Below are 18,171 nucleotides of genomic sequence, written 5' to 3'. Positions count from 1 at the left end.
AACGACTGATCTTTAGATATATGCCGTTTAACGCCATATACAGCAGAGGGAGCCGTTCATGTCATATATCAAGCCTATCCGTCGCAAAGCCTTTTCGCTTATGGTTTCAACCGCCTTGTTCGCCCTGACCGCGGGCCTTGGCACAGCTTCGGCCGAAATCCCCGCCCGCCATATGGAAAAACTTGATCGCGGCACAATCGCCGTCAAGGCCGACGGCGGCGTGCTGGTGACCTGGCGGATGGTGGTCAACGATCCGGACGGTACGGCCTTCAATCTTTATCGCGATGGCCGGAAGATAAACGCAACCCCCATCCGGAAGATCAGTAATTTCCTCGACAAGGCGGGCACGGCAAGCTCGACCTACACCGTCTCGACCGTGCTGAATGGCAAGGAAACCAAAAGCGTCCTCGCCCCCGCCAAGGTGTGGGGCAATGGTTACCTGTCAATCCCGCTCGACAAGCCGGCGGACGGCGTGACCCCGGACGGCAAGCCCTATAGCTACACCGCCAATGACGCCAGCGTTGGCGATCTCGACGGAGACGGCCGTTACGAGATCATCCTGAAATGGGACCCGACCAACAGCCACGACAACAGTCAGGGCGGCTATACCGGCCCGGTTTTCCTCGATGCCTACACGCTGGACGGCAAGAAGCTGTGGCGCATCAATATGGGGCCGAATATACGCGCCGGCGCCCACTACACCCAGTTCCAGGTGGCCGATTATGATGGTGACGGCAAGGCCGAGATGATCGTGAAGACCGCCGACGGGACGGTAGACGGCCAGGGCAAGGTCATTGGCGATCCAAAGGCCAACTGGGTCAGCGATGGCGGCGAGACGGAGGTGCGCGACCGCACCGGTTCGGTTCAGACGTCTGACGGCAAGCTGATGGCCCAGCTTCAGGGCCGTATCCTCAAGGGGCCGGAATACTTAAGCGTTTTCAACGGCCAGACCGGCGCCGTCATGGATACCGTGCCCTACTGGCCACCACGCGCCCCCGAAGGGATGCCCGATACGGCGGAGACGATGAAGGCCGTCTGGGACGACGCCTATGGCAACCGCTCGGAGCGCTATATCGCCGGCACCGCCTGGCTCGATGGCGTGCATCCGTCGGCCGTGATGATCCGCGGCTATTACGGCCGCACCACCGAAGCCGCCTACGATTTCCGCGATGGCAAGCTGTCCCTGCGCTGGACCTTCGATTCCAAGGCGGCGGGCGTGCCGGAAGGCTATAGCGGCCAGGGCAACCACCAGGTCAGCATCGCCGATGTCGATGGCGATGGCCGCGATGAAATCATCAACGGGTCTATGGCGCTCGATGATAACGGCAAGCCCTTGTGGACGGCCAAACTGTTCCACGGCGACGCCATGCACGTCGGTGATCTCGATCCCTCGCGCCCCGGTCTGGAGAAGTTCGGCGTCCACGAGGAAATGAAGAACAACGGCAATATCGGATCGGCCCTGCTCGACGCCCGCACCGGCGAAATCCTGTGGGAAAAACACGCCGAAAAGGATACCGGCCGCGGCCTCTCCGCCGATATCGATCCGCGCTATCTCGGTGACGAGGTGTGGGGCAGCAATTCGCCGCAACTCTACAACATCAAGGGCGAAGCCATTGCCGAACGTGGTCCGCGCCAGACCAATTTCGCCGTCTGGTGGGATGGCGACCTGCTACGCGAGCTGCTGGACGGCAACACAATTTCGAAATGGGACTGGCAGACCTCGACGACAAAGCCCTTGCTGGTGGCCGAAGGCATGATGTCCAACAACGGCACGAAGTCGAACCCTACCCTGTCGGCGGATATACTGGGCGACTGGCGCGAAGAAGTCATCTGGCGCAGCGCCGACAGCCGCGAACTGCGCATTTACTCGACGCCGATCCCCACTACCTACGGCGTCGTCACCCTGATGCAGGATCCGCAATATCGCGCCTCGATCGCCTGGCAGAATACGGCCTATAATCAGCCGCCGCATACGGACTTTTACCTGGGCGAAGGCATGACCACGCCCAAAAGGCCAAAGGTCGAGGTCGTCAGCCCGCAGAAATAACGTGATATGACCATCCAACATGCAGCGCCGATCTGATCACATCAGATCGGCGCTTTTTCAGTGGCTGGTTTGGATAGAAGCCATAGCTGCTTTACTGAGCGTTTTCGTCTCCACCACCGAAACCACTGCGTCCACCTCTGCCACGGCCCTGCCATTGCCCGTCTCTGGGCCGGTCACCGGACTGACGCGGCGCGCTCACCGGCCCGAAGGTATAGCGCAGGCCCAGCATGAAGGTGGCCCCGTAATCGAAGCGTTCACTGATCGCCTGGACATTGCTGGTGTTGGTGATGGTGCGCGAGGTGTCGCTGCTCAGCACGTCACGGCCATTAAGATCAAGCACCAGTTTTTGCGGGATCAATTGCCGCTGGTAGGACAGGTTGAGCATAGTCGTGCCGGTGCGATAGCCCTGGGTCGTCAGTTGCCGTCCGCGGTAGCGCACATTGATGCCAAAGGTGTTGCGGGTATCCGGCATGTAGCGGGCGTAGAGATTGGCGTTGGAGTTGCCGCTTTCGCGGTGGACCGGCAAATGCGTGATATAGTCGATGGAGTCCGACACCGCATAGCCCAGCACACCGTTCAAACCGTAACGCAGCTTGCGCTCGATATTGCCGTTGACCGAGAATTGCAGGCCGGTGTCCCTGCGCGACCCCGAATTGGCGCTGGTCGTCAGCAGCACGTCCGGCTGGTTGGGCAGGAAGCTCGAAACTTGCGCGAAATTATCCCGCGTTGTCTTGTAAAACAACGTCCCGGAATAGTTCAGCGCCTGGGCAGTATGGTCATATTCGACCTCATAACTTTCGACCTGCTCCGGATCCAGATAGGGATTGCCGGAACTGATGTTCTGCGCATCGCGGTAATTCAGGAAAGGATTGAGCAGGTTGGCGCCCGGCCGCACGATCTTGTGGCTGTAGCTGGCCTTCAGGCGGTCCTTGTCCGTCAGGTTATACATGGCGAACAGGCTGGGACTCCAGGTGACGTAATCGATCCTGGCCTGGACATCCGAAGTCACCTGATTCAATATTTCATGCAGGTTTTCGACGCGCATCCCGCCCTGGACGCTCAGCTTGCCCCAGGCCTTCTGATAGGTGACATAGGCCGCCGAAATGGTCTGATCGACATTGAACTGGTTGGTATAGACCGGATTGGCCAGTTCGGGCGTACCGGCGGCATGATTGAGTGAGCGGTAGTTGTAGATATCGCTGAGGGTCTTCTCGATGTCCCATCCGGCCTGGATCTGGGTGTCGTTCTTCATCGGATGGGTCCAGTCGCCGCTGAAATCGTCGATGCTGTTGCCGGTGGCGCCACGTCTGGCATAAAGCGACAGGTCACGCTGCGGCAGATGATAGATCTGCTGATAATCCTGATCGTTACTCCGGTCTGACTGGCTGTGACCGAACTGCATCTTGAAGTTTTCACCGTCCTCGACGCCGCGATGCTCCCACGTCAGCTTGGCGCCTGAATTTTCAGTCTGCCCCCCATTGCTGCCCATCTGCGCGTTGTCGGAGGTTATATTTCCGGTAGAATCCAGGTCGTTGTATTCCGTGGCCGTATAACCCGACTGGGTGCGCCGGGAGTAGTTGAGTTCGCCGGTCAGGGTGTCGTTGTCGGTCAGGTCGTAATCGCCGGTCAGATTAGCGGAGATATTGCTGTTGCGCGTGTTGCTGAGATTATCCTGCGTGCTGCGGCGGGTATTGCCAGTCAGCGGATCGATACGCGTGCGGTCGCTGAACGAACCGGATTTGCGGCTGTCATTGCGGATATTCACACTGCCATTGAGCGTCAGCTTGCCGATATTGGTGCCGGAGCGGAAGCCGATTCCGCTGCGCCCCTCATTGCCCAAATTGACATTGATCGAGGTCTTCGGCCTGATATGCCGGCCCTTCTTCAGCACGATATTGATGATGCCGCCGCCGGTATCGGAACCGAACGCCGCCGACGGATTGGTCATGACCTCGATCGAATCGATGTCGTCGGCCGACATGCTCTGCAATTGCGGCCCACGGTTATCGCCCTGCATCTGGGCGTTGGGCTTGCCGTTGACATAGACCTGGACGTTGGAATTGCCGCGCAGGGACACCGTGCCATCGGAATCGACCGTCACGGCGGGCACATTGTTCATCACATCGCTGGCCGTGCCGGTTGCGGCATCCGGGTCCTGCGTCACGTCATAAACATCACGGTCAACCTTGTGCTGGATTGGCGGCTTCTGGCCTGTCACCGTGATAACGGTCGTTTCGCTGTCTGTGCCGCCAGATTGAGCTGGCGTGGTGCTTGCCCCTGCTTTTGCCGGTTCGGCCGTTTTTGGCTGGGTGGCGGGATCGGTCGAGGTCTGCGCGTGAACGGCTGGCGCCAAAATCGCCGCGATGGCCAGCACCACTGGGCTGACATGGCACAGATGGCGAGACGGCGAAGACAGGGGGAACATTTATGACATTTCCTGATTGAAATTTATCGTTATGCGTATGTGTCTTTCACGCAGCCGCCGAAAGCTTCCGTTGGCATTTGTTCGATTTAATGATCAAACGCAGCCAATAGACGGATTTTGTTGCAAAAAAGTCGCAGCATTCCCGCACGAAATACTATTTCCGTATAAACAAAATGATCAAATTTGATCAAATCAGTTACGCCGGCGGTTTCAGGATCGCATCAGCCCTGGCGCGGTCATCGGGGGTGAGCTTCGTTTCAAGCGCAGCCGCCGCCGGGCCGGCCTTGTCGACGCCGCTTTCCTGCGCCAGCTTCAGCCACACGTAGCCCAGCATCAGATTTCTACCTCCGCCCTGCCCGTTGGCCAGCATGGCGCCGAGATTGAACATGGCGTCGCCATTGCCTTGACGGGCGGACAGATCGAACCATTTGCGCGCCGCCGCCAAATCCTGCCCGACTCCTTCGCCGGTATAGAACATCAGTCCGATGGCGTCCTGCGCATCCGCCTGCCCCTTGAGCGCCGCCTTCTTGTAATAGACTACCGCCTTCTGCGCATCATGCGGCAGCACACCGCCGAGATCGTACATATTACCGACGGCATAGAGCGCATCGGCATGGCCGCGTTTCGCCGCTTCCAGCAACCATTGCGCTCCCAGTTTCGGGTCCGCCGTCACGCCGCCGCCGCCACTGAGATAGAGTTCGCCGACTTCATACATCGAAGGCGCATAGCCGGCGATCGCCGCCTTCCTGTAATAGGGCACAGCCCTGGACAGGCTCTTCTCACCGGCATAACCAAATTCATATATCTGCCCCACCGTATGGGTGGCGGGCATATAGCCGAAGTCATCGGCTTTCATATACCAGCGCCGGGCCGCCTGCGGGTCGCGCGCGCCCCCCAAACCAACCGTGTAGATTTTGGCCAGGGTCATGGCGGCGTCGACGCGTGTATTCATATAGGTCGGATCATCCGGATTGAACCGCAAAATATCCAATGGACCGAAACGCGCGTCGGTCACCTTGCGCAGCCAGAAAATGGCCTGCGCCGTATCGGCCTTCGTGCCCATGCCGGCCAGGTACATCTTGCCTTCCATCAGGGCGGCGGAATCGTAGCCCATCTTGGTGTAGGACTTATGGAACAGATCGAGCGCCTTCGGGTAATCCCTGGCGTCGAACGCGGCGAAGGCCTCTTTCAGCGACGTGTCCCGGCGGGCGATAAAATTGCGCCCGGCCGCGAACGCCTTGTCGGACGGCCCGCACGGCCCGGCCTGATCGGGGATATTGGCCGCGCCGCCGGCGCCGACCTGCATACCCGGCAGGGTGTTGGTATTGGCGGCATTATCCTGCGACGCATCACCAAATGGCGCCGTGTCCTTGAAGTGATTGCCGGGCAGGTTCGGATCGGTCTGGTCGGTATCGGGCGCCTGGTTGGCGTTGTCATCCGTGCCATAGAAGGATTGCAGGTAGTCCTGAACCACATCGTCATTGACCGGATCGTAGCCGTTCATGAAACCGCAGGACTCCGCAGACCGGTTATCAAGCTGGGTGCGGGTCGGATCGCCAGGCCGGCGCCTCTTGCCGAAGATGGTGACGGTCTGCGACGGCGGCGCGTTATCGGCAGCCGGCGGGACTGTCGTCTGTTGCGGCGTCTGGCCATAACTGACGCCACCGCCCGACAACGCCAGTACAAGGATCAGACTGCCGATCCGTCGCCTGAATTTTGCCGATGTCATGAATATCCCCTCTGTTAAGATTACATATCCGGCAATGGCGCACGGTTATTGCTGTCGGTAACTTCCGCCGGATCGCCATCGAGCGTCAGGCGCACACGTGCGACTTTCGCGGGCAGATCAGCCGTGATCGTGGCTGTCTTCGGCATAAGATCGAGCGGCGCGGCCAGGCCGGGGAAAGACACGCTGGCAAGGCTATTACCGGCCGCGTCCTCTATCAACGCCTTGCCGGCGGGCGTCGGTCTGGCGCCCAGGCTATGCACGGTGATCGTCAGGCGATTGCCCTTTATGACGATATCATCAGTGGACAGGCCGATATCGGCCCGCGTCGAAGGCGCATCGCCCGGCGTTGTCAGGCTGAGATCGAACGTCATCGTCTGATGCGGCGGCAGGTCGAGATCGACCGTCCTGCCACGTTCGAGATTGACCTGACGCGTGCCCGCCGGGCCGGTCAGCGTCCAGACGCCCGCCGCCAGTTGCGCACCGGTCATACGGGCGGTTACGGGCGTATCGGTCAGGTTACAGGCGATGACCTTGAACGCCTTCGGATCGCCTTTCGGGATCAGAATAGCGACGTTCTCGCCATCGACAGGCCCGGCCCCGGACGTAAACCGCCAGTTCACCAGATTGCCGGGGTAGTAAGTATTGCGCCGGTGCGCCACGCCGCCCAGACGGGTCCGTTGCAGCAGGTCGCTCGGTACACTGACGCGATCCACCCACAGTTCGGCGGTTGTCAGCACCGGCATTCGTTGCGTGACCGCTTCGATCTCCTTGCCATACAGATCGGCCAGAATCGTGTTGTCGCCGGTCCGCTGCCAGCGCACGAACCGGGCGAAATCCCTGTCGGTGATGCCGCCGAGATTGCGATCGATCGCGCCACCTGCCGCGGCCACTTCACCACCGGCCACCTTTTGCGCCAGAGCTTCACCGCCCGGCATCCGGGTCAGCAGGTCGGCGTTGAGGTCCGCCAGTCCTCCCAGATTTCCGCGCGTGATATCGCCCTGCAACGGCCGCAGATATTTATTGTCGCCGGTCCAGGTCCAGGCCGCCCAGAAATTGCTGGCGGCGCTGTCGACGCCATTGTCGCGCGCTGCGTCAGTTGCCCATTCGATATCACGCGGGAAACGCCAGTTGCCATGCGCATCCTGCGTACCGTGCGCCATCCAGCCATCAAGCAGGCCGAGCAGCAGCGATTTTGTCTGCGGCGCGCCATTATAATCCACCAGCAGCAGACCCGGATGGGTGACCAGCAGGCTGTAGGGATGCTGCCAGCCGAGATTGTCATCGCGGTCGATATCGCTGCCGGAATAATAGCTCGAAACGAAGTGCAGATGCCCGGCGGCATTGGCCTGGATCAGGCGCGGGTAGTTGCGCGCCACGGCCATGCCGCGTTCGATCGCCTGCGGGTTGCCCCAGTCGATCTGCATCGCCTGCGCCACGGCGTTGATGCCCTCCTCGTAGGAATGCAGTTCGTCGGCGCGAATCCGGCCAAGGCCATCAGTCCACATGCCATTGGCGAAGGTGGCGTCGAGCACGGCGCGCTGTGACCGGATCAGCCTGTCCGGCTCAACCCCCATCAGGGCCAGCGGCACCCACTGATTGACGAGATCGGTGTCATCGGACAGGCCGCCGCCAAATTCACCGTTTTCGATCTGGCGGTTATCGATCCACCAGTCAACGAACTGGCGGTAAAGCTTCAGGTCTTCGCTCTGGCGAAAGGCCCATAGCGGCACACCTTCCGGCGGCGTTTTTTGCGTGAACGGGCCATAGGGCTGCTCCGGATTTTTCTCGACCCAGTAGGCGCGCGCGTCTTTATTATCGGGATCTATGCGCAGCACATCGGAGATATCGCGCTCGAAGCGGCCCCATAACGGATAGAGACGGATATTGGGCTGTTCCTCGACCAGGAAGGACAGGTTATCGCGCGCCTGTTCCATCCGGTCGGCGATGTGTTCCGGCTTGGCCGCTTCGGCCGGCTTGAAGATCAGCCGCACCGCCATGCCGTTCAGCGCCCTGGCGTCAAAACCACCGGAAGCCGCGGCGATGGTCAGGTAGAGGTTCGTGCCCGCCGGCAGCAGGCGGTCACGCGTATCGAGCCACAGGGTCCGCGCTTCATCGGGCTTCACCGAGACATTGATGTCAAGCAGGTCACGGTCGGGCCAGGTCGGATCCTTGACGCGGATATTGAGCGGGATCAAGCCCTTGTGGGTCGCCGGTAAATTTAGAGCCGGCAGGTCGATGGCGATGCCGTCCAGCCCGGCATTGAGGTTTTCCCAGCCGTAGGAAAAGCGCGTTGGCGGACTGCCCGGCAAAGGCGAGCGGAAATCGCCGGGGATCAGCACATGAACAATCGGCAGGGTAGCCGCACCCGCGTCAGTCTCCGGCCGGCGCGGCGCGCCTTTCGGCAGGGCCACCACTTCGGCGCGTTCGGCGGGCAAAAAGCGCCCGCCGATATGATCGCGCAGGTCCGTCAGCGCCGGATAAAAGCCCGGATCGGCCTGCGCATCGACCGTATAGCTCAGGATCGCGTAGCCCTCCGGCACGGCGCCAGCCTGGATATCATAGGCGCCGATTTCTTCGATGGGCGTTTCCTGGGCCGTGTTGACGAATTCAATCTCACCACCGCGCAGCGGGCTTTTCAGAGTGTTTGACGTGCGTTCCTGCCCCTGCTGACGGGTGAACAGCACGCCCTGACCATCGCCCGCTGTGCGCCTGACCTCGCCATAGGCAGGGCCGTTGATTTCCAGGTGGTTCCACGGTTCGTCCGGCAGGGTGAGCGTGTAAGTCTTGCCGCCCTCTGAATAAACATTCCAGTCAGGCAGTTCGAAATAGTCATGCCGTCCCGGCAGGCGCGACCGGTTGTAGACGCCGGGCCAGGTGGTTTCGCGGATGCCATCGGCGCCCTTGAAATTCTTTTCCTTCAGGTCGCGCGTATGGCTGAATTCGACCTTGCGGATAGCCGTAACCGGATCGGAGAGATAGCGCGGCGCGTCACCCGGCCGGTTCCAGCCGTAGCGCAGATACCAGTCGTCACGCACCTTGGGATCGTCAAACGTCGTAGCCTGCGCCGCTGTTTGCGGGGCCTGATGCGCCGCCAGAGCGGCGGCATCGGCATCGCTGACCATATGGTCGTAGATGCGCAGTTCGTCGATATCGCCGGAGCGGCGGTAATTATACATCGAATGCACCTGCCAGGGCGCTATGATGCGCTGGAATGGCCCGAAGCCCCACAGGCCCTGATCGTACACTGCCTTTTTATCGAGTTTTGCCGCCGGCTTGCCGTTGATCCACAGCCGTACGCCGCGGGTTTCATCCCAGGCGAAAGCGATATGCACCCATTCGTCCGCCGCCGGAATGGTATCCATGCGGAACGACACACGAGATCGCGCCAGGCCGGTATCGGTGACAAAGGCGTCGAAGCCGTGACCGTTCCAGTCAATGCGCAGGAACTGCATGTCCCAGCTCGTGCCGTCGGCCGCGCCGACGCGAAAAACCGGAATCGGCGTATGGCCCAGGGGGGCGCGTGACCGGAAGAAGAAGGACAGCGTACCACGCTGGGCATAGATATTACCCGCCGCCGGCCAGGCCAGCGCCAGATTGTCATCGAGCGACAGGTATTTGCCTGTTTCACCATCGGCTATTTTCGCGCCTGAAGCGAATACTGGTCCGGCTTGCCCGCCAGAGATTTCCGCCTCAAGCCCCTTGTCGCCCGACAGGGAAAACAACAGGCCATCCGGTCCGGCGGCGTGAGTGACCCCGGCGAACCCGAAAGCCAGACCTGACACAGCGGTCAGGGTGAGGAGAAGGCGGCGCGAACGCATCGTCATGGCAAATCCTGAACGTTTCCCCGCGCCCGCTCCCCGGCCGGTGCGCTCTTATTTGACAGCGATGTTTAACCCAGCTTTGGCAAAGCGCAAGAGCGCGGCGCCATTTTTGCTCAATTTCGATCATATTTACGCATTATGACGCAGTTCAGTCTTGCCGATGCCGTGAGCCGCGGTTAAGACTCACCGCAATCATAAATTCACAGGGGTTGGACGAATGCGTAAATTCTGGCTGACCGGCGCCGCGGCCGCCGTTCTTTTCTGGGCCGGCATCGCAAGCGCCGCCACCGAAAACTTCGACGCCGGCTGGCTGTTCCACAAGGGCGATACCGGTGCGGCTTCACAGATCGCGGTGGATGACGCCGGCTGGATCAAGGTCGACCTGCCCAACGACTGGGCAATCAGCGGACCGTTCGACCAGGCCGCGCCTTCCACCGGCTCCGGGGGCTGGCTGCCGACCGGCGTGGTGTGGTATCGCAAGCATTTCATCCGGCCGGCGGGCCAGCAGGTATCCGTGCGCTTTGATGGCGTGATGGAACGATCCGGCGTCTGGATCAACGGCCATCACCTCGGCTTCCGGCCATCGGGCTACACCGCCTTCGAGTACGACCTGACACCTTATCTGCAAGACGGCGACAACGTTATCGCCGTGCGCGCCGATACATCCGCTCAGCCGGCGTCACGTTGGTACGCTGGCGGCGGCATCTACCGCCATGTCCATTTGATCACACAGAACGACGTCCATATCGCCGCCGATGGCGCTTTTATCACCACACCGAAAGTCACCACCGACCAGGCGGAAATCGCGCTTCAGGTGCGAACCGAGAATCAATCCAGCGAAGTGCGCAACGTCTATGTCGAGGCCACCCTGACCGGTCCGGACGGCAAGGTCGCCGCCACACTCAAAAGCGATCCGATCACCATCGCCGCCGGTCAGTCCGGCGATCTGAAACTGACGGGCACGCTTGCCCGCCCGCATCTATGGAACCTCGACGATCCGGCGCTGTACACCGCCCACCTGCGTATCGTCGCAGGCAACGATGCGCAGGACGAAACCGATCAGACCTTCGGCATCCGCGAGGCACACTTCGAGGCGGCGTCCGGCTTCTGGCTCAATGGCCGCAATCTCAAGCTCAAGGGCGTCGCCATCCATGCCGATGGCAGCGCGTTCGGCATGGCCGTGCCTTTGTCGGTTTATGAACGCCGCCTGACCATCCTGAAAAGCCTCGGTGTCAACGCCATCCGCACGGCGCACCATCCGTTCAGCCCGGAATTCCTCGACCTGTGCGACCGCATGGGCTTTATCGTCATGGACGAAGCCTTCGATATATGGACCGTGGCGAAAAACCCGCAGGACTACCACCAGTTCTTCAGCGACTGGTCTTCGCAGGACGCCCGTGATTTCGTTCGCCGGGACCGCAATCATCCCTCGGTCGTCATCTGGTCGATAGGCAACGAGATCCACGATACGCCCGATACCGTCAGCGCCAAGGCAACCCTGGCCCGCTTGCGCGATGTCTTCCACGCCGAAGACGCGTCGCGCCCCGTCACCCAGGCGCTGTTCCGCCCCAATGTCAGCCATGACTATGATAACGGCCTGGCCGACATGCTCGATGTGGTCGGACAGAATTATCGTGAAAATGAGCTGGCCAAGGCGCACGCCGATAATCCGGCGCGCAAGATCATCGGCACCGAGAACACCAAGGATCGCGGACCGTGGGTATCTGTACGCGACAACCCGGCCTACAGCGGCATGTTCCTGTGGACCGGCATCGATTATCTCGGTGAGGCCGACCGCGCCGGCTGGCCCTATATCTCCAATCCCTCCGGCCTGATCGACCGCGACGGCGTGGTCAAGCCGGTGGGCTGGGAGCGGGCCTCATGGTGGTCGGAACAGCCGGTGATCCGCATGGCCCGTCGCGTGGCGAAAACAAAGGACAATGCCGGCGCGGTCGGCGCTGAGATTACTCAGGCCGCAAGCCGCGCCACGCCGGGCGCCTTCGCCGACTGGACGCCGGCCAATGGCGAGGCGCACAGCGAAACGGTTGAGGTCTATTCCAACGCGCCAGAGGCCGAACTGTTCCTCAATGGCAAGTCTCTGGGCCGCAAGCCGATCAACGCCAACGCTTCGGCGCGGGTGTGGCAGGTGGACTATGCACCGGGCACGCTCAAGGCCGTGGCCTATAACGCCGGCGGAAAAAAGATCGCCGAAAACGTCCTGCAAACCGCCGGCGTACCGGTATCGGTACGGCTTGTCGCGGAAACGAAAATCCTGGCGCCGGGCTTCGACCATATCGGCTTCGTGCGCGCTGAGTTAGTGGATGCGAAGGGCGTGATCGTGCCCAATGCCGGCGTGCCGCTTTCGGTGACCGTGACCGGCGCGGGCGATCTGGCCGCGCTCGATAACGGTGATCCGACCGACCATACGGCCTTCGCTTCCCCTGAGCGCAAGAGCTGGAATGGCCAGGCCCTGATCATGGTGCGCGCCAATAAAACCAGCGGCGCGATCACCGTCACCGCTGGCGCGCCGGGCCTGAAATCCGGTACGGCGGCATTCACGGCCTCACCAAAATGATCAAGTATAGTCAAAAATAACATCTAATTATCACTTTCGATCACTTTTACCTTGACAATTGTCATACTTTTCCCTTAAAAAGAGATCTCCCGTTGTTCTTCGTTCCTCTTTCCCTGAATGGAACATTGGCCGTTTTGCCCCTTCCGCAAAACGGCCGCTTTTTTTTGCCGGCGCGTGGAGAAAGGCGTCACCACATGATCCGCTTCATTGCTCCTGCCCTCCTTTTCTCGCTTGGACTGGCCGGCGCGGCGAATGCCCGCTGCATACTGACTGTATCCGATTTCGGCGTCATGGCGTCAGGCGAAAAGGTCCAGGCCTATCGTTTCGATGATGGCGATCTGGCCGTCACAGTTCTCAGTCTCGGCGGCATTATCCACGATATCGACGCGCCGGATAGCAAAGGCCACCGGATCAATGTTGTGCGCAATCTGGAAAACCTCGCCGCCTATGAACAGCGTGACAATTTCTCAAGCCTGATCGGCCGCTTCGCCAATCGCCTGGGCAGCGGCGGAATCACGATCGACGGCCAGACCTATCCCCTGCCCGGCAATGCGCGTGGCGTCACCATGCACGGCGGCGCGAAAAGCTTCGGCAGCCGCCTGTGGTCGGTGAGACCTTTGGGTTCAGAGGCCTGCGGGGTGGAGCTTTCGCTGGTCAGTCCCGATGGCGACAATGGTTTTCCCGGCGCTTTAGGTGTCACCGTGCGCTATACCCTGAGCCAGAACCGCCTGACTCTGACCTATACGGCGCGCACGACCAGGCCGACAGTCATCAACCTGACGCACCACGCCTATTTCAATCTGGCCGGCAACGGGGATGTCTACGGCCATACCTTGCGGCTGAACGCCAGCCACTACCTGCCGGTCGATAAGTTGCGCCTGCCGACCGGTGAACTGGCCCCTGTGGGCGGCACGGAACAGGACTGGCGCAAGACCCGGCCGATCAGCAATGGCGGTCAGGCGCTCGATGAAACCTTCGTGCTGGATGGAAAACCGGCGGCAGTGCTGCACGATCCGGTAAGCGGCCGCACCCTGACTGTTTCGACCACCGAACCGGGCCTGATCGCCTATACGGCTGGCGGGTTCGACGGCTCGCTGATCGATGCCCGTCATCGTCACCTGCCAGCCGGCGCCGGCATCGCGCTGGAAGCCCAACATTTTCCCGATAGCCCGCATCATGACAATTTCCCGCCAACCGTTCTGCGTCCTGGCGAAACGTGGCGATCGGAAACGACCTACGCGTTCGACATGAGATAATTCCGGAGTACGGATATCTGTGGATACCCTTCCTTCCCTGCCCCCTATCAATCGCCCGTGATTTGACGCAAAGGTTTACGCGGGCGTAAATAACCTGACGCTTGACCTGAGTGGTTTCAATTGATACCTCTCGGAAAACAGACAGGGAAATTTCTATGACGATTGCTTCCGCGGGCGCGAAATTCCGGGCGGCCCTTGCCGCTGAAAAGCCCTTGCAGGTCATAGGCGCCATCAACGCCAACCACGCCCTGCTGGCCAAACGCGCCGGCTACAAGGCTATCTATCTCAGCGGTGGTGGTGTGGCCGCCGGATCGCTGGGGATGCCCGATCTCGGCATAAACACGCTCGATGACGTGCTGATCGATATCCGCCGCATCACCGATGTCTGCGATCTGCCCCTGATGGTCGATATTGATACCGGTTTCGGGCCGTCCGCCTTCAATATCGAACGTACGGTCAAGTCGCTGATCAAGTTCGGCGCCGCCGCCTGCCATATCGAGGATCAGGTCGGCGCCAAACGCTGCGGCCATCGCCCCGGCAAGGAAATCGTATCGACCGCCGAAATGGTCGATCGCGTGAAAGCGGCCGCCGACGCCAAGACCGATCCCGATTTCTTCCTGATCGCCCGCACCGACGCCATTGCCGTCGATGGGATTGATGCCGCCATCGACCGCGCCGTCAAATGTGTCGAGGCCGGCGCCGACGGCATCTTCGCCGAAGCCGCCTATGATCTGGAGACCTATCGCCGTTTCGTCGATGCCGTGAAGGTGCCGGTACTGGCCAATATCACCGAATTCGGCAAGACGCCTTTGTTCACGCGCGAAGAACTGGCCTCGGCCGGAGTCGCTATCCAGCTTTATCCGCTGTCGGCCTTCCGCGCCATGAACAAGGCGGCGGAAAACGTCTACGAAGCCATCCGCCGTGACGGTCACCAGAAGAACGTGCTCGATACCATGCAGACGCGCGAGGAACTGTATGACCGCATCGGCTACTACGCTTTTGAAGAGCGCCTCGACGCGCTGTTCAACACAAATAGAACAATCGGATAAGGAAATGCCTCATGGACGGAGATACACCGACTGGCTTTAAGCCCAAGAAATCCGTGGCGCTTTCCGGCCAGATCGCCGGCAATACCGCCCTGTGCACGGTCGGCCGCACCGGCAATGACCTGGCCTATCGCGGTTATGACATTCTCGACCTGGCGGCGACCTCGGAATTCGAGGAAATCGCCTACCTGCTGATCCACGGCAAGCTGCCCAATATCAGCGAGTTGGCGGCTTACAAGACTAAATTGAAGTCGCTGCGCGGCCTGCCCGCCACGCTCAAGGCTGTGCTGGAAAGCCTGCCCTATTCCACCCATCCGATGGACGTGTTGCGCACCGGCGTTTCCGTGCTCGGCTGCCAGTCGGCAGAGCGCGAGGATCACAACCATCCGGGCGCGCGCGATATCGCCGACAAACTGCTGGCCAGCTTAGGCTCCATGCTGCTCTACTGGTATCAGTTCAGCCATAATGGCAAGCGCATCGAGGTCGAGACCGACGACAACTCGATCGGCGGCCACTTCCTGCACATGCTGCATGGCAAGCCACCGCCGGAGAGCTGGGTGCGCGCCATGCACACCTCGCTGATCCTCTACGCCGAGCACGAATTCAATGCCTCGACCTTTGCCGCCCGCGTGATCGCCGGCACCGGCTCGGACTTTTATTCGTGCATCATCGGCGGTATCGGCGCTCTGCGCGGCCCCAAGCACGGCGGCGCCAACGAGGTCGCCTTCGAAATCCAAAAGCGCTACGACAACCCGGACGAGGCCGAGGCCGATATCCGCGCCCGCGTCGAACGCAAGGAGGTCATCATCGGCTTCGGTCACCCCGTTTATACGGTTTCCGACCCGCGCAATGTGGTGATCAAGGAAGTGGCGCGCCGTCTCTCCGTCGAACAGAACTCTATGAAAATGTTCAACATCGCCGAACGGCTGGAAAGCGTGATGCGGGATGCGAAAAAGATGTTCCCCAATCTCGACTGGTTCTCGGCGGTCAGTTACCACATGATGGGCGTGCCGACCGAGATGTTCACACCCCTGTTCGTCATTTCGCGCACTGCCGGCTGGTCGGCCCATATTATCGAACAGCGCCAGGACGGCAAGATCATCCGCCCCAATGCCAACTATACCGGCCCCGAAGATCGCCCCTTCGTCGCCCTGAAAGACCGTCCGTAAATCTTTCTCCTCCCCTGCAAAGCGGGGGAGGTGCCGAGCAAGCGGAGCCATCAGGCGAAGCGCGTCGAGGCGGAGGGGGCCTTGCTCCATCCGTATTGCCCCCTCCGGCCAGACAAGCTGGCCACCTCCCCCGCTTCGCCAAGCGGCTTGCAAGGGAGGAGAAACAGGAAACATTCATGTCCGCCCACATCCCGAACGAACGTCCCGCTCCCGATACCGTCCTCACCGATATCGTCGATTATGTCCTGAACTATGAAATCACTTCCAGCCTCGCCTATGAAACGGCACGCAACTGCCTGATCGATACGCTGGGCTGTGGGCTGGAAGCGCTCGACTATCCCGCCTGTACCAAGCTGCTGGGACCGATCGTGCCCGGCACCATCGTGCCTAACGGCGCAAAAGTTCCCGGCACGCAATTCCAGCTCGATCCGGTCCAGGCCGCCTTCAATATCGGCGCCATGATCCGCTGGCTCGATTTCAACGACACCTGGCTGGCGGCCGAATGGGGCCATCCGTCGGATAATCTTGGCGGCATTCTCGCCGTCGCCGACTGGCTGTCACGCACGGCCGTCGCCAATGGCCGCGCGCCGCTCACCATGAAGGCGGTACTGACCGCCATGATCAAGGCGCACGAAATCCAGGGCTGTCTGGCGCTGGAAAACAGCTTCAATCGCGTCGGTCTCGATCATGTGGTGCTGGTCAAGGTCGCTTCCACCGCCGTGGTGGCGCAGATGCTGGGCCTGACACGCGACGAGATCATCAACGCCGTGTCGCTGGCCTGGGTCGATGGCCAGTCTCTGCGCACCTATCGCCATTCGCCCAATACCGGATCGCGTAAAAGCTGGGCCGCCGGTGACGCCACCAGCCGAGCCGTCCGGTTGGCGCTGATGGCGCAAAAAGGCGAGATGGGCTATCCGTCGGTGCTGACGGCCAAGACCTGGGGCTTCTATGATGTCCTGTTCAAGGGCCAGCCATTCAAATTCCAGCGGCCCTATGGCTCTTACGTCATGGAGCAGATCCTGTTCAAGATCAGTTTCCCGGCAGAATTCCACAGCCAGACCGCCGTTGAAGCCGCCATGATGTTGCATCACAAGTTGGCGGCACTTGGCAAGACGACAGAAGATATCAGCCGCGTCACTATTCGCACGCACGAAGCCTGCATTCGCATCATCGATAAAAAGGGCCCGCTCGATAACCCGGCCGACCGCGATCACTGCATCCAGTATATGGTCGCTGTGCCGCTGATCTTCGGTCGTCTGACCGCCGCCGATTATGAAGATGCGGTCGCCGCTGATCCACGCATCGATATCCTGCGCGACAAGATCACCTGCGTCGAGGATACCGCCTTCACCGCCGATTACCACGATCCCGACAAACGCAGTATCGCCAATGCCCTGGCCGTGGAACTGAACGACGGCACGGTGCTGGACGAGATCGTGGTCGAATACCCGATCGGCCACAAGCGCCGCCGCGCCGACGGCATCCCCTTGCTGGAAGCCAAGTTCCGCACCAATCTGGCGCGTCGTTTTCCGGCGAAGCAGCAGGCGGCCATTCTAAAGGTTAGCCTCGATCAGCAGGCGCTGGAGGCCATGCCGGTCAATGACTATGTCGATCTGTACGTTATCTGAATCTTTCTTATACCTCCCCACCTCTGGTGGGGAGGTATAAATTCATTTCCCCCAGTTCAGCGGCATGGCAAAGACCTGCGTCCAGTAGGCTCCGTCCTCATCCACCTGGTACATCGCGATTCCGGTTTCCTTGAAGGCACACATCAGGATATTTTGCCGGTGACCTGGGCTGTTCATCCAGGTCGACACCACCGCTTCCGGATCGTCGGAATTGATCTCGATATTTTCGCCGACCATCTGATAGACATAGCCGGTATCCTTCACCCGCTTGCCGGGCGTCGAGCCATCCGGCGCATTGTGGCTGAAATAATGGCGCTCCGCCATGCCACGGCTTTGGCGCTCGGCGGCTTCCGACAAACGTGCCTCGACCCGCAGAGGTTTGCAGCCGTGCTGCACTCGCTCGGCATTGATCATGGCCAGCACATCGGCCTCCGGGCCGCGTGGGGCAGCCTCCGGAGAGGTGGCAAGGAGGCCC

10 protein-coding genes are annotated in these 18,171 nt (G+C 60.7%); 6 read left to right on the top strand and 4 right to left on the bottom strand.

What is annotated here, in order from left to right:
* Window positions 1-58: 58 nt before the first annotated feature.
* A complete protein-coding gene (locus VL130_RS17715) occupies window positions 59-2,047 on the top strand; it encodes a rhamnogalacturonan lyase (protein ID WP_325365012.1) in 1,989 nt (662 codons plus the stop codon).
* Window positions 2,048-2,138: 91 nt separating this feature from the next.
* On the opposite strand, the gene VL130_RS17710 is transcribed toward VL130_RS17715, so the two are convergent.
* The 3 genes from VL130_RS17710 to VL130_RS17700 all read right to left on the bottom strand — a co-directional run bounded on the left by VL130_RS17710 (window position 2,139) and on the right by VL130_RS17700 (window position 10,025).
* Entirely contained in the window at window positions 2,139-4,472 is a 2,334-nt protein-coding gene (locus VL130_RS17710; protein WP_325365010.1) for a TonB-dependent receptor, read from the bottom strand.
* Window positions 4,473-4,668: 196 nt separating this feature from the next.
* A complete protein-coding gene (locus VL130_RS17705; RefSeq protein ID WP_325365008.1) occupies window positions 4,669-6,201 on the bottom strand; it encodes a tetratricopeptide repeat protein in 1,533 nt (510 codons plus the stop codon).
* 20 nt (window positions 6,202-6,221) lie between these two features.
* Window positions 6,222-10,025 (bottom strand): LamG-like jellyroll fold domain-containing protein, encoded by a 3,804-nt coding sequence (locus tag VL130_RS17700; protein WP_325365006.1) that lies wholly within the window; start codon window positions 10,023-10,025, stop codon window positions 6,222-6,224.
* 214 nt (window positions 10,026-10,239) lie between these two features.
* On the opposite strand from VL130_RS17700, the gene VL130_RS17695 reads away from it, so the two are divergent.
* The 5 genes from VL130_RS17695 (at window position 10,240) to VL130_RS17675 (ending at window position 17,696) form a co-directional block, all read left to right on the top strand.
* Window positions 10,240-12,597: a glycoside hydrolase family 2 protein gene (locus VL130_RS17695; RefSeq protein WP_325365004.1), complete on the top strand. Its 2,358-nt coding sequence runs from the start codon at window positions 10,240-10,242 to the stop codon at window positions 12,595-12,597.
* A gap of 194 nt (window positions 12,598-12,791) precedes the next feature.
* A complete protein-coding gene (locus tag VL130_RS17690; protein WP_325365002.1) occupies window positions 12,792-13,853 on the top strand; it encodes an aldose epimerase family protein in 1,062 nt (353 codons plus the stop codon).
* 155 nt (window positions 13,854-14,008) lie between these two features.
* Window positions 14,009-14,902: a methylisocitrate lyase gene (gene prpB / locus VL130_RS17685; protein WP_325365000.1), complete on the top strand. Its 894-nt coding sequence runs from the start codon at window positions 14,009-14,011 to the stop codon at window positions 14,900-14,902.
* Window positions 14,903-14,913: 11 nt separating this feature from the next.
* On the top strand, window positions 14,914-16,068 hold the full coding sequence (gene prpC / locus VL130_RS17680) for a bifunctional 2-methylcitrate synthase/citrate synthase (RefSeq protein WP_325364998.1): 1,155 nt from the start codon (window positions 14,914-14,916) through the stop codon (window positions 16,066-16,068).
* 176 nt (window positions 16,069-16,244) lie between these two features.
* Window positions 16,245-17,696 carry a bifunctional 2-methylcitrate dehydratase/aconitate hydratase gene (locus VL130_RS17675; protein WP_325364996.1) on the top strand — a complete coding sequence of 484 codons (1,452 nt, stop codon included), beginning with the start codon at window positions 16,245-16,247 and terminating at the stop codon, window positions 17,694-17,696.
* A 42-nt stretch (window positions 17,697-17,738) separates the two neighbouring features.
* Here VL130_RS17675 and VL130_RS17670 read toward each other — a convergent pair.
* On the bottom strand, window positions 17,739-18,171 hold a 433-nt coding region (locus VL130_RS17670; RefSeq protein ID WP_325364994.1), incomplete at its 5' end, for a CAP domain-containing protein.

This window comes from Asticcacaulis sp. (genome assembly GCF_035497195.1).
Lineage (GTDB): Bacteria > Pseudomonadota > Alphaproteobacteria > Caulobacterales > Caulobacteraceae > Asticcacaulis.
Note: the sequence above shows the minus strand (reverse complement) of the source record. Positions and strands in the feature narration are given on the sequence as shown.

What these genes read in the sequence shown, in the direction of transcription:
- VL130_RS17675 (WP_325364996.1), top strand. Translation starts at nt 16,245, where the DNA reads ATGTCCGCCCACATCCCGAACGAACGTCCCGCTCCCGATACCGTCCTC.
- VL130_RS17690 (WP_325365002.1), top strand. Translation starts at nt 12,792, where the DNA reads ATGATCCGCTTCATTGCTCCTGCCCTCCTTTTCTCGCTTGGACTGGCC.
- prpB (WP_325365000.1), top strand. Translation starts at nt 14,009, where the DNA reads ATGACGATTGCTTCCGCGGGCGCGAAATTCCGGGCGGCCCTTGCCGCT.
- VL130_RS17700 (WP_325365006.1), bottom strand. Translation starts at nt 10,025, where the DNA reads ATGACGATGCGTTCGCGCCGCCTTCTCCTCACCCTGACCGCTGTGTCA.
- VL130_RS17715 (WP_325365012.1), top strand. Translation starts at nt 59, where the DNA reads ATGTCATATATCAAGCCTATCCGTCGCAAAGCCTTTTCGCTTATGGTT.
- VL130_RS17695 (WP_325365004.1), top strand. Translation starts at nt 10,240, where the DNA reads ATGCGTAAATTCTGGCTGACCGGCGCCGCGGCCGCCGTTCTTTTCTGG.
- prpC (WP_325364998.1), top strand. Translation starts at nt 14,914, where the DNA reads ATGGACGGAGATACACCGACTGGCTTTAAGCCCAAGAAATCCGTGGCG.
- VL130_RS17705 (WP_325365008.1), bottom strand. Translation starts at nt 6,201, where the DNA reads ATGACATCGGCAAAATTCAGGCGACGGATCGGCAGTCTGATCCTTGTA.
- VL130_RS17710 (WP_325365010.1), bottom strand. Translation starts at nt 4,472, where the DNA reads ATGTTCCCCCTGTCTTCGCCGTCTCGCCATCTGTGCCATGTCAGCCCA.